The sequence below is a fragment of the Campylobacter concisus genome (genome assembly GCF_003048575.1).
Classification (GTDB): domain Bacteria; phylum Campylobacterota; class Campylobacteria; order Campylobacterales; family Campylobacteraceae; genus Campylobacter_A; species Campylobacter_A concisus_U.
In genome coordinates, this window is the sequence record NZ_PIRZ01000001.1 from 379,941 (window position 1) to 392,493 (window position 12,553).

A 12,553-nucleotide genomic window follows, 5' to 3' on the forward strand; every position below is an offset into this window, starting at 1 on the left:
TTGGATTGCAATTATTTAAAAGAGTGCGGCTCTTGCACTCTTTTTACTCCTTATGATGAGCAAATTCTATTTAAAACTGACCTTGTAAAACAAAATTTTTCAGAGTTTTATGATGGTGAGTTTGATGTTTTTAGCTCAACACCAAAACATTACCGCACAAGAGCTGAGTTTGGCATCTGGCACGAGGGCAGCGAGCTTTACTACACTATGCATGCAAAAGAAAAGGGAAAGAGAATTTTTATAGATGAGTGCCCAAAGGTCTGCGAGGAAATTTCAGATCTCATGCCAAGGCTACTTGAAAATTTACAAAATGATGAAAATTTACACACAAAGCTTTTTGGCGTAGAATTTATCTCTTGTAAAAGTGGTATTTTGGTCACGCTTCTTTATCATAAAAGGCTTGATGGTGATTTTGAATCGGCGATGAAAATTCTAGCTAGCAAGCTTGAGGTCACCATACTTGCTAGATCTCGCGGGCAAAAGCTGCTAAGTGGTGAGCTAAATTTGATAGACGAGCTAAATATTGGAGGTCAAATTTATAAATTTAGCCTATCTGAAAATGCCTTTATTCAGCCAAATAGAGCCGTAAATGAAAAGATGATAGCTTGGGCAAAAGAGTGCGTGCAAGGCGGTGCTGACCTTCTTGAGCTCTACTGCGGACATGGAAATTTTACTATCCCGCTTTCGTTTAAATTTAAAAACGTTCTTGCCACTGAAATTTCAAAAAGCTCGATCGCAAATGCCATTAAAAACTGCGAGCTAAATGGGGTAGAAAATATCAAATTTTTACGTATGGACGCCGACGAGCTAATGAGTGCATTTGCTGGCGTTAGGGAATTTAATAGACTAAAGGATATAAATTTAAGCGACTTTAACTTCTCTCACGTCCTTGTCGATCCGCCTCGTGCAGGACTAAGCGAAAGTGTCGTAAATTTCATCAAAAATTTTAAAAATATCATCTATATATCGTGCAATCCAGAGACTCTAAAAGAAAATTTAAAAGAGCTTTGTAAAAGCCATGAAGTGATAAAATTTGCCATTTTTGATCAGTTTGCAAATACTCATCACATCGAGTGTGGCGTGCTACTAAGGGCAAAAGAATAATTTAAAAAAGGAAAAATAAAAAATGGTTTCACTAAATAAAATCATCCAAGCAAAGATTACGATCGGTCATTTTGTAAATAAAACTCCATTTGCTTTGAGTGCGAAACTTAGTAAAAATTTGGGAGCAAGCATCTATCTAAAAGAGGAAAATTTACAACGAACCGGAGCTTATAAAATAAGAGGCGCTTACAATAAAATAGCTAGCCTAAGTGATGAGGAGAGAAAGCGTGGAGTCGTGGCTGCAAGTGCTGGCAATCATGCTCAAGGTGTAGCGATAAGTGCGAAAGAATTTGGCGTGCATGCTTGTATCATCATGCCAGAATCAACCCCGCTTCTAAAGGTTGCTGGTACTAAAGACCTTGGTGCAGAGGTTATTTTAAAAGGTGATAATTTTGACGAGGCGTACGCTTTTGCGGTTAATTACGCCAAAGATAAGGGTATGACCTTTGTTCATCCATTTAACGACGAGTACGTCATGGCAGGGCAGGGCACTGTGGGACTTGAGATGCTTGATGAGATAAGCGATCTTGATATAGTCATCGTCCCAGTTGGCGGCGGCGGATTAGCTAGCGGTGTGGCAAGCTGTATAAAACAAGTTAATCCAAAGACAAAAGTAATCTGTGTCGGTGCAAAAGGCGCTCCAGCGATGTTTAATAGCTACGGCGCTAAAAAAAGCATAAACTCAAAATCAGTTCGCACTATAGCTGACGGTATCGCTGTGCGTGATGCGAGTGAGATCACGCTAGCAAATATTATTGAGTGTGTTGATGAGTTTGTGCAAGTTGATGACGAGGAGATTGCAACTGCGATTTTGTTTTTGCTAGAGACGCAAAAGATTGTTGTAGAAGGAGCTGGCGCAGCTGGTGTGGCAGCACTTATGCATGATAAGATCAAATTTAAAAAAGGTGCGAAGATAGGCGTGGTGCTAAGTGGCGGAAATATCGATGTTCAGGTACTTTCTATCATCATCGAAAAGGGTCTTATCAAGTCTCACCGCAAGATGACACTACAAATAACACTTGTGGATAAGCCAGGAGCGCTCATGAGCCTAACTGATAGCCTAAAATCAGCAAATGCGAACATCGTAAAGATTGATTACGATCGCTTCTCAACAAGGCTTGATTACGGTGATGCTAATATCACGATCACACTTGAGACAAAGGGTCTTGAACATCAAGAAAAGATCAAAGAAGTGCTTGCTAAAAACGGTTTTTCTTTCACTCAACTATTTTAATTTAATGGCTCGCTACTATTTAAAGTAGCGAGCATGATTTACCTATTAAAACAAAATTTCAAATTTCGCATTTACGCTGTTTGACTTCACGTCTTTAGTAAAAGCACCTGTGTAAGATAAACCTAAATTTATATTTTTATAAACATTAGCTTTTACACCAAGGCTAGCTGTGCCAAGATCGCGCACCTCTTTTCCTTCAAGTTCCAAGTATCCAGCATTTGCGATATTTACGCCGATATTTGGTCTCGTATCGCCAACTAGTCTATTGTAGGCTATATCAGCTTCAAATTTCATCTTTGTATTACCAAGACTAAATGGCACACTAGGGTTTAGGCCTATGCTCAATACACCTAAATTTCTAGTTTTTTCATCAACATCCATTCTGAAAATTCCTACATTTTGGCTAGTGCTATCAGTTTTCATATGTAGATAGCTTGCACCTACATAAGGATTTAGTGAGAAATTCGCACTATTAAATGCTGTTAGTGCCAAATTTGCGTAAGCAGTAAGTGCTTTTTCCTTGCTTTTTACATGCTCATCTGAGTAGAAACTAACGATCGTAGCACCATTTTGCGTTTTTCGTTTAGAATTTGTATATATGAGACCAAGGTCTAGTTTTGTGCTAGCGATCTGGCTTTTTCCGTAGATGCCTATACTTGTGCCTTTTGTTTTATAAGCATCATCGCCATCTTCTTTTACTTTTTCACTGCTAGCACCAAGCACGCCACCAAGTGTGAAAACATCATTTATGCTACCGTCAAATCCAAAAAGCTGAGTGAGTGAGTTTGCTTTTACATCATCAAATTTTATAGCATTAGCCATGGTATTTGACCAAAAATTCATACCACTCGCATCGATTGCTTTTGCACTGAATGGATCAAATTCATGGTTGATGATTGCATTTTTGAGTAAGATGTTTTCTAGTAAAAATGCATTATGTTGAGCTAAATTTGCATTATTTGCAAATGTTTTTAGCGTATCACTTGCTTCTTTTGGTGTAGCGTAGATGAAGTGTCTATATAGATCACTCGTGATGACTGCTGGTCTACTTCTAAACGGCGAAGCAAGGAGTGCTGGTCTGCTAGCTGTACTCTCTATGAGCTGTGCTACTCTTTTTTGGTTATCGCTAGCTGCAATACTTGTTATCGTGTTTTTTGATTTTTTAAGTGTTAATTCTAGCTTGTTGTCACTATAATTTCTACTAAGATCAAAAAATGCATATTTTCTTAAGATGGTGTCATTATAGCCACTAAAATTTCCAGTTACGGTGTAAGTTTTTGCTTTTGAGCTATCATCATATAGTCTTTTCATGACATCTACATCTGGCTCGCTTATACCTATGATAGAGTTCTTCTCAAAATTTAGATTTAAATTTGCTGCATTATTTGAGATGATATAACTACCGCCTGTTTTTATAGTAGCTTTTACTGCGTCATTTGTGCTTTTTCTAGTTACATCTTTAAAAGATAGCTTTTGAGAAAGTCTACTTTTATCAATCTCTCTAACACTCATCTCTTTAACAATCTCAAGCGCACCCCCATTTTCGACTACTACTTCGCTTGATTTTAGTGATTGATTTAGTGCTGTGATCTTGCCACTTTTTATTATGGTTTTGCCAGTGTATGAGTTGGTGCCTGCTAGTTTTAGAGTGCCTAGACCTCTCTTAATAAGAGTTCCTTCATAGCCTTCTCTAGCTCTTTGTTCTCTTGCCTTTTCTCTAGCGTTGCCTATATCAAGTTCAGCTCTTTGCTCGGCTGTTAAATTTGACATTTTCTCAAGCTTAGCCTTGCGATTAGCCCAAATTTGTCCTTCTGCTTCATCTTCAGTCTTTCTGTATTTTATAGCTACATCGCTGATATTATTTGAGTAAAGATCGTCTGTATCTAGACTTACATCAAATACGCCTAGTAGCTGTCCTGGTCCAAACATAGCCTTTGACATATCAAGTGCTCCCCAGCCCCAGCGCTCATCAGGTACGCCAAGTGGCGCAGTAAAGCCAGAAATTCTTCTTGTATCGGCTGGCTTTTTAAACTCATCTCTAACTTGTCTTGCGGTAGTTAGCAAAACATCTCTTGCTTGAGAGTTGCTCATATATGGATATCTTTGCATGACAAGACCAAGTGCGCCAGTGACGTGTGGAGCCGCCATTGATGTACCATCCCAGCTATCATAACCAGCCTCTCCATTTTTAGGATCAACTGTGCTTGATTTTATACTTTTACCAGGTGCTGCGATACTCCACCATTTTGAGTGTCCTGCGGTGTTAAAATGTTGTGCATCGCCATCTGTCATTCCAGTAACGTTTATCCAGTATTTTTCAGCATCTGGACGAAAATATGGAAGCATTGCTCTTGTGTATGACTCTTTCATGCCATTTCTATTTCCGGCAGTAAAGACTTGAATGATGCCGTATTTTTTGGCGACTTCATAAGCGGCATCCATGAAATTTTTGCCTTTTGTAACAAATGGATAGTAGCTTTTATAGGCTGCGTCAAGGTCTTTTATATCTAAGCTATTGCCACCATCAAATCCAGTTGCTCCCTCATAAGCTTTATAAAATTTTCGGTTTGAACCCCAGCTATTATTTATAGCTCTTGCGCCACCTTTGGCTAGTCCCTCATAAGATGCTAAAAAGAAGTTGTAGTCTTGGTTTGGTCCATATGTCATACCGTCGGTTCCGCCAGTATTTCCTACTATAAGTTTTGAGCCAAATGCTACACCATGCATCCCTTTTCCATCTCTTGAACCAGCAATTGTACCAGCTACGTGTGTGCCGTGTGAGTCGTTTACGCCAGCGATCCAGTTGCCATCAGCTTCAAATTTTTCACCTTTTTTAAAGTCGCCAAAGTCAGCTCTATTTTTATCAGTGCTTCCTTTTTTTAAAAAAGGAGAGTTGCCGTGCTCAGTATCTGGATATTTTTGTCCGTCTTTGTAGTAGCTGCCAGAAATTTTTAGCGCGCTTATCCTACTATCGCTAAGTTCAGGATGGCTAAGTAATGCGCCAGAGTCCATAACGCCAAGCGTCACACCTTTGCCCGTTACTCCAAGAGCATACGCGATAGCTGCATTGATACGCTTTAGTCCCCAGTATGCTTCATATTCAGCGCTCTGCCAGCTGCTTATGTCGCCAAATTTACCACTTTCTTGATCGTTAGCATTTAGTGAATTTGCAAACAAAAGAGTACAACAAGCTGCGCTTATCAAAATACATTTTTTATTTAAAATGGATCTTTTCACATCTTATCCTTTTGCATAAAATTTAAATGGATTGTAATATCCTTAAAATAAATTATTAATTAAAATATTAAAATTTATGATAAAAATTTACTTTAATAATCCCATTTTTACGCTATTTTTACTATAAGATATGGAAAAATGATCAAGATAATATCACTTAAATATTATTAATTACTATTTTACTTTAAAACAATTATTTAAATATAATTTTTAATAAAAATAGAATTTCACCTTTGCTTTACAAATTTAAGCTAAAATAGCAAGCTTTAAAGGAGAAAAAATGAGCGAATATGCAAATTTGATATTAGCTATCTTACTAGCTGTTTTGGCATTTGCATTTTATAGGTCAAATAAGGCGTTAAAAAAAGCAAAAGATGATAGCGAAAATCTCTCAGTCAGCACCGAAATTTCACAGCTTAAAAGCATCAGCGAGCTATCTGTTTTTCAAGTTTATAGCAAAGAGATCGTCACAAAGACAGATCATGCGTTTGGAAATTTTGGCAAAGAGTATCTAAGATGGCTTATAAGCGAGAAGAAGCTTTCGATGATATTTGAGTTTGAGATAAATTTCATCTACGATCTAACTAGCCCAAAGCTCGAGATCATGCAGATAGCAAACTCTAGCTATAAGATAAAAATGCCTCCTTGCAAGTATAAATTTTCGATCGCAGATATGAAATTTTATGATGAGAAAAATGGCAAATTTATACCATTTTTGCTGCCTGACTCGCTAAATGGCTTTTTTGGTAGCACATTTACAGAAGAGGACAAAAACAGACTTATAGAAGAGGCCAGAAGTGAAGTAAAAAAGATGAGCGTTCGTCTTATCTCACAGCTTCAAGGCAAGATCCATAAATCGGCTCGCGATACGCTTGAAGCGATAGCTAAAAGCTTTGGGGCAAACAAAGTTGAGTTTATTTTTGACGATAATGATGAGCAGATAAGCTCGCAACTAAATTTAGAAAATATCGCATAAAACTTCAAAAAGGAGAAAAAATGAGCGTAAATTCACAAGAGGTCACGCAGACACCAGGCAACAACACAGTCTTTCAAACATGGGTTTTAACAGCTGATAAAAAGGCTTGTAAAGAGGGTTTTGCCGAGCTTTGCGCCTTGGTTGTAAATTTAAATAAAACTGCCAAGATTAGATTTGGCGCAAATGAAAATGTAAACTGCGTCCTTGGCGTGGGTCATGATGCTTGGAAAAAGCTTGAAATTTCAAAAGATCTGCCAAAAGAGCTTGTAAATTTTAAAGCGATCAAGGGCGACAAGCACGAGGCTGTTAGCACAAAGGGCGATATCCACATCCATATCCGTGCTTTAAATGCACCTGATTGCTTCGATATGGCTCAAGCAATAAAAGCTGTGCTTTTTAAATTTGCAGAGCTTACAGATGAGACGCAAGGCTTTAAGTATCATGACGGCAGGGCGATAATTGGCTTTGTTGATGGTACTGAAAATCCTGAGGGCGAGGAGAGAGATTTCTTTGCTAAAGTTGGCGATGAGGACGCTAAATTTAAAGGCGGCAGCTACGTTTTTGTACAAAAATACTTTCACAATATGAAAGATTGGAACGCTACAAGCGTAAGTGAGCAAGAAAAGGTAATAGGCCGCTCAAAAGAGCTTGACATCGAGATGAGCGAGGATGTAAAACCTACAAATTCACACTCAGCTGCTGCAAACGTAGGAGACGATAAAAAGGTCGTACGTGGTAATATGCCATTTACTGAAGGTAGTAAAACAGGCACCTACTTCATCGCTTATGCGAGCACGTTTTCAACGGTTGAGCTTATGCTTAAAAAGATGTTTATCGGAGAGCCAAAGGGCAACTCAGATAGGCTACTTGACTTTAGTACACCAGTAACTGGTGCCCTATATTTTGTGCCAACAGTTGATATGCTTGGCGATTACGAGGGATAAATTTAAATGGGTGAGGCAACTTGCCCTTTTAAATTTTAAATAAAAATGCCAGAGTGGTTTATCTACGCAGCTCTTTCAGCTGTTTTTGCTGCACTTACCGCGATATTTGCAAAGCTTGGTGTAAAGGATATTGACAGCGATTTTGCGACATTTATAAGAACGATCGTTGTTATTTTTATGCTTGTTTTACTTTTAAGCGTGGCTAAAAAATGGCAGCCACTAAGCTCTCTAAGTCCCAAAAACTGGCTCTTTCTCATACTAAGTGGTATGGCAACTGGGCTATCTTGGCTCATGTATTTTAAAGCGATGCAAGTTGGCAAGGTCTACCAAGTGGCGCTGGTTGATAAATTTAGCGTTGTGCTTGCTATTATTTTGGCTGTCATTTTTCTTGGCGAGAGGTTAAATTTAAAAGAAATTTTAGCCGTCTGCCTTATCGTGTCTGGCGTATTTTTACTCATTTTTAAATAAAATTTTCTGCATTATTCTTAAAATATATTTTTAATTTTAATTTGTAATTAATCAAAAAGCTCCTAAAATTTGAACGATTTCATTTCGAAGGGAGAAATATGAAAAAAATCATTTTTTCAGCCATCGTGGCTTGTGCGGCATTTGGTGCTAGTATAAACTACACAGATGTTGTAAAAGATGTTTACGGTGATGCTAGCTCAACAAAAAGTATAGGCAGACTGCTACCAACCAACGCAGTTGAAATTTTACAAACAAGCGGTGACAGAGCGCAAATTAAAGTAAAAGGCTATCAAAATCCAGCCGTTAGCAACGTAGTTTATTTTGCTGATGGCGCGAGGATTATCTCGGTGGCATTTGCAAAAACTGCACCTTTTGATATTAAAGTGATCAAAGAGGGCAAAAACGGCAAATGGAACGAGGTAGAAACAACAGTTTTTGTTCAAAAAGATGGCTTTAGCACTGACGTGAACGCAATGTTTGCAAAAGCTGACAAGATGTATAAAGAGAGCTGTGGTGTTTGCCATGCGTTGCCTCAAACCACACATTTCAACGCAAACCAATGGCCGTCACTTCTAAAATCAATGATCGGCAGAACCGCAATAGAGAAAAAAGACGAGTGGTTGGTTGTTGAATACCTTCAAAAACACTCATCTGACGTAAACCTAGGTAAATAAGCAAAACTTTTGTAGCGGCGAGTAAAAACAAATATTAAAGTTTAGCTTATTCAAAAGAAAACTTAAAAATGAAAGGGAGATAAGATGAACGAGACCAGACGAGAATTTCTAAAAAAAGGTGCTACAGCAATTGCAGCGACACCTTTGCTTTCAAGCGTAACAGCATCAAATTTATTTGCTGATGGCGTAAAAAAGAGTGTTTTAAGAGATAGCGAGGTCATCACAGCTGCCCACTGGGGTATGTTAAAAGTGACAACCAAAAACGGCGTAGCAGTAAAGTCAGAGCCTATCCAAAAAACAAGTGAAATTTACAACCCGCTTCAGCACTACACACCAGATATGATCTACAAATGTCGTATCAAGCGTCCAGCAGTTAGAAAGAGCTACCTTGAAAATCCAGATAGTCCAAAGCCAGAGCTTCGCGGTAAGGATGAGTGGGTTGAGGTGCCTTACGAAGAGGCGATCAAGCTAGTTGCAAGAGAGCTGAAAAAAACAAGAGCACAAAAAGGCTTACAAAGTGTATTTGCGGGCAGCTATGGCTGGAAATCAAGCGGTAACGTACATAACTCAAGAATTTTACTTCATAGATTTATGAACCTTAGTGGTGGCTTTGTTGGCTCACTAGGAGATTACTCAACAGGTGCTAGCCAAATTATCATGCCTCACGTCGTGGGTAGTATCGAGGTCTATGAGCAGCAAACCAGCTGGCCAGTCGTACTTGAGAACTCAAAAGTCGTAGTCATCTGGGGTGCAAACCCACTTGCGACACTTCGCATAGCTTGGACTAGCACCGACGAGCAGGGCTTTAAATACTTTGAAGAGCTCAAAAATAAAAAAGATATCAAAGTGATCATCATCGATCCTATCAAGAGTGACACAGCGCAATACTTTGATAATGCTCAGTGGATCGCTCCGGTGCCAAACACCGACACAGCTATGATGCTTGGTATGATGCACTACCTATATGAGAGCGGCAAGTATGATAAAAATTTCATTGAAACCTACACAACTGGCTTTGATAAATTCCTCCCATATCTACTTGGCAAAACAGACAACACACCTAAAAATTTAGAGTGGGCGAGCAAAATTTGTGGCATCGATAAAGATACTTTAAAAGAGCTAGCTGATACATTTATCGCAAACCGCACTATGATAATGAGCGGCTGGGGCATGCAGCGCGCTCACCACGGCGAGCAACCACACTGGGCGATGGTGACTTTGGCGGCGATGCTAGGACAGATCGGCCTTCCTGGTGGGGGATTTGGCCTTAGCTATCACTACTCAAACGGCGGCGCTCCGACTTGCAAGGGTGCAGTCATCGGCGGCATAAATAGCGCAAGTGTGGGTAAATTTAACGAAAAAGGTGAGTTTATCGGCACAGACACAGGCGAGTTTGATAAACGAGGTCGCTTCGTCGCAAAGGCAGCTGCAGCAGCAGGCACAGGCCAAAGTTGGCTACAAAAAGCAACCAACTATGCCTTCCCGGTAGCAAGGATTGCTGATGCGCTGCTACATCCTGGTAAAGTGATCGACCACGACGGCAAAAAGATCACCTATCCAGATATTGATTTTATCTACTGGGTCGGCGGCAACCCACTTGTGCACCATCAAGATACAAATACAAATTTAAAAGCGTGGAGAAAGCCAAGAACAGTTGTCGTACATGAATCATACTGGACACCGACAGCAAAAATGGCTGATATTGTCTTTCCAGTCACTACAGAGTACGAGAGAAACGATATCACCATGACTGGTGACTACTCAAATATGAACATAGTGCCGATGAAACAAGTCGTTGAGAAATACCACGAGGCAAGAGACGACTACCAAATTTTCACTGATCTTTGCAAGGCTTATGCTAAAAATTTGGTCATTGCCTACACAGATAACGGCAAGGATGAGTTTGACTGGATCAAAGAGTACTATGACGCAGCCTACGCTCAGGTCAAGGCTGTGCCAGAGCTCACAACTGATATGAAGCCATTTGAAGAGTTTTGGAACGAGAACAAGCCAGTTACATTTGCCTCATCTCAAGATAGCGATAGCTGGGTAAGATTTGGCGAATTTAGAGAAGATCCTGTACTAAATGCTCTTGGAACCCCAAGCGGTCTTATAGAAATTTACTCAGAGACTATTGAAAAAATGGGCTACGACGACTGCAAGGCGCACCCAATGTGGTTTGAGCCAATCGAGTGGCTAGGCATGAAAGATAAACCGGCTAAATTCCACATGATAAGTGCTCACCCAACTGACCGCTTGCACTCACAGCTAAGCCAAACTTCACTTCGTGACAACTACGCTATCGCAAATCGCGAGCCTATCTGGATCAACGAAAAAGACGCAAAAGAGCTTGGTGTACAAAGTGGCGACTTGGTACGTGTATTTAATGCACGTGGCGAGGTTTTAGCAGGTGCTCATGTGACTAAAAACATCAAAGAGGGCGTTGTAAAACTAGCTGAGGGCGCTTGGTATGACGGCTTTGATAGTGGTATCTGCAAAAATGGCTCTGCAAATGTGCTAACCATAGATATCCCAACAAGCAAGCTAGCAAACGGTAACATCAGCCACACAGCTCTTGTAAATATCGAGAAATATAAAGGTGGCGAGGCGTTAAAGCTTACAGCTTTTGTTGAGCCAAAAATTTCTAAATAATATTAAAAGCAGGGGAGTCTTCTCCTGCTTTTGAACTTAAAATTTAAAACAAATCTTCTATTCACAAAAAGCTTAAATTTATATTTAAGGCCTATAGCTCTATAAATTTTTATTTTACAATGGATGTTGAGGTGATAGGTATATTTTTGTTGATTGTTAAATAAAATTTCTACATTTGAATGACCAGTTATATTAAATTTATAAAGTCTTTTGAAAAGCCAAGTCACCGGACTTTTAAAGATAAAATAATCACTAAAAAAACTCACTTTTTTACCTTAATGAATACAATTTTTGATTAATTGTTTAAAAGGCGTTAAATGTAGTATAAAATTAATTTTAGTTTTAATTCTTTTTCGATAAATTAAAGTGATTTTAACTTTTTAAAGGAGGAAAGATGAAGTCCATAACTTCAAAGATAGCGATGATTATCATCTCATTGCTAGTTATTTCGTTTGCTGCTATTTCAGCAGTTAGCTACTATACAGCGGAAAGTAAGGTAGTAGAGTTGGTCAGCCAGACCCAGGAACAGATTCTAAGTGACATCAAAGCTACTACGGATTCTTTTTTTGAAGAATATTTAGGTGTAGCCAAAAAGTTAGCTTCAGACATAGAAAATACACCAAATAATGATGACTTGTATATGGAAAAAACAAAAATGCAAAAAGATAACGCTAGCTCGCTAGTTTCTTATGTATTTTATGGACGTGAAAGCGATGGACATTTTTTCCAGTCTGACGGCACTAGAATGACTCCAGCTGATAACTACGATCCTAGAACCAGAGGTTGGTACAAAGCAGCCAAGAGCGCAAATGGTGCTATCTATACCGAGCCTTATTTAGCAGCTACATATAATGCTTTGGTAGTTAGTTTTGCCGCTCCTGTAAATAAAAATGGAAATTTTGCTGGTGTTTTGGGACTTGATTTAAAGATAGATACTTTAAGTAAAAAAATTCTTGAAATGGGTAAAACAAAATACGGCTACGTCTTTTTAATGAACAAAGACGGCGTAATGCTAATGCACAATGACCCAAACAATGTTGGCAAAACCGTTCCTGCTAGCAAATATATTGCTGAGGCTTTTGCGGCTAAAAAATTTGATGAAAATGGACTTATTCCCTATACAAACTATAAAGGCGAGAACGTAACCGCCAAAGTCCTTCCTATAAACGACCAAGGCTGGTTAGCCGTAGCCGCTATCGGAGCAGATACTTTTTCGTCTAATACCTTGCCTTTATTAAAAGCTCAAATAATCCTAGCCGTAGCT

General features: G+C 39.1%; 8 protein-coding genes and 1 pseudogene. 8 read left to right on the forward strand and 1 reads right to left on the reverse strand.

The window, feature by feature from the left end; translation table 11 throughout:
- Together trmA and ilvA are read left to right on the forward strand one after the other, a co-directional pair.
- A complete protein-coding gene (gene trmA / locus CVS84_RS01940) occupies window positions 1–1,104 on the forward strand; it encodes a tRNA (uridine(54)-C5)-methyltransferase TrmA (RefSeq protein ID WP_107690933.1) in 1,104 nt (367 codons plus the stop codon).
- Between the two features lie 22 nt (window positions 1,105–1,126).
- Entirely contained in the window at window positions 1,127–2,338 is a 1,212-nt protein-coding gene (ilvA, locus tag CVS84_RS01945; protein ID WP_107690934.1) for a threonine ammonia-lyase, read from the forward strand.
- Between the two features lie 45 nt (window positions 2,339–2,383).
- On the opposite strand, the gene CVS84_RS01950 is transcribed toward ilvA, so the two are convergent.
- Complete coding sequence (locus CVS84_RS01950; protein ID WP_107690935.1) at window positions 2,384–5,575, reverse strand: S8 family serine peptidase; 3,192 nt, start codon at window positions 5,573–5,575, stop codon at window positions 2,384–2,386.
- Window positions 5,576–5,855: 280 nt separating this feature from the next.
- Between CVS84_RS01950 and CVS84_RS01955 the strand changes: the two genes are divergently transcribed.
- The 6 genes and pseudogenes from CVS84_RS01955 to CVS84_RS09780 all read left to right on the forward strand — a co-directional run.
- Window positions 5,856–6,551, forward strand: a complete 696-nt coding sequence (locus CVS84_RS01955) for a DUF4230 domain-containing protein (protein WP_107690936.1) — start codon at window positions 5,856–5,858, stop codon at window positions 6,549–6,551.
- Between the two features lie 20 nt (window positions 6,552–6,571).
- Entirely contained in the window at window positions 6,572–7,495 is a 924-nt protein-coding gene (locus CVS84_RS01960) for a Dyp-type peroxidase (protein WP_107690937.1), read from the forward strand.
- A gap of 39 nt (window positions 7,496–7,534) precedes the next feature.
- Window positions 7,535–7,963 carry an EamA family transporter gene (locus CVS84_RS01965; protein ID WP_413784318.1) on the forward strand — a complete coding sequence of 143 codons (429 nt, stop codon included), beginning with the start codon at window positions 7,535–7,537 and terminating at the stop codon, window positions 7,961–7,963.
- A gap of 98 nt (window positions 7,964–8,061) precedes the next feature.
- Window positions 8,062–8,637: a cytochrome C gene (locus CVS84_RS01970; protein WP_107690939.1), complete on the forward strand. Its 576-nt coding sequence runs from the start codon at window positions 8,062–8,064 to the stop codon at window positions 8,635–8,637.
- 84 nt (window positions 8,638–8,721) lie between these two features.
- On the forward strand, window positions 8,722–11,289 hold the full coding sequence (locus CVS84_RS01975; protein WP_107690940.1) for a molybdopterin-dependent oxidoreductase: 2,568 nt from the start codon (window positions 8,722–8,724) through the stop codon (window positions 11,287–11,289).
- A 421-nt stretch (window positions 11,290–11,710) separates the two neighbouring features.
- Window positions 11,711–12,463: pseudogene (locus tag CVS84_RS09780) on the forward strand (cache domain-containing protein); the annotation flags it as partial.
- Window positions 12,464–12,553 lie beyond the last annotated feature (90 nt).

Coding starts and splice junctions, on each gene's coding strand:
- ilvA (WP_107690934.1), top strand. CDS start 1,127: ATGGTTTCACTAAATAAAATCATCCAAGCAAAGATTACGATCGGTCAT.
- CVS84_RS01970 (WP_107690939.1), top strand. CDS start 8,062: ATGAAAAAAATCATTTTTTCAGCCATCGTGGCTTGTGCGGCATTTGGT.
- CVS84_RS01955 (WP_107690936.1), top strand. CDS start 5,856: ATGAGCGAATATGCAAATTTGATATTAGCTATCTTACTAGCTGTTTTG.
- CVS84_RS01975 (WP_107690940.1), top strand. CDS start 8,722: ATGAACGAGACCAGACGAGAATTTCTAAAAAAAGGTGCTACAGCAATT.
- CVS84_RS01960 (WP_107690937.1), top strand. CDS start 6,572: ATGAGCGTAAATTCACAAGAGGTCACGCAGACACCAGGCAACAACACA.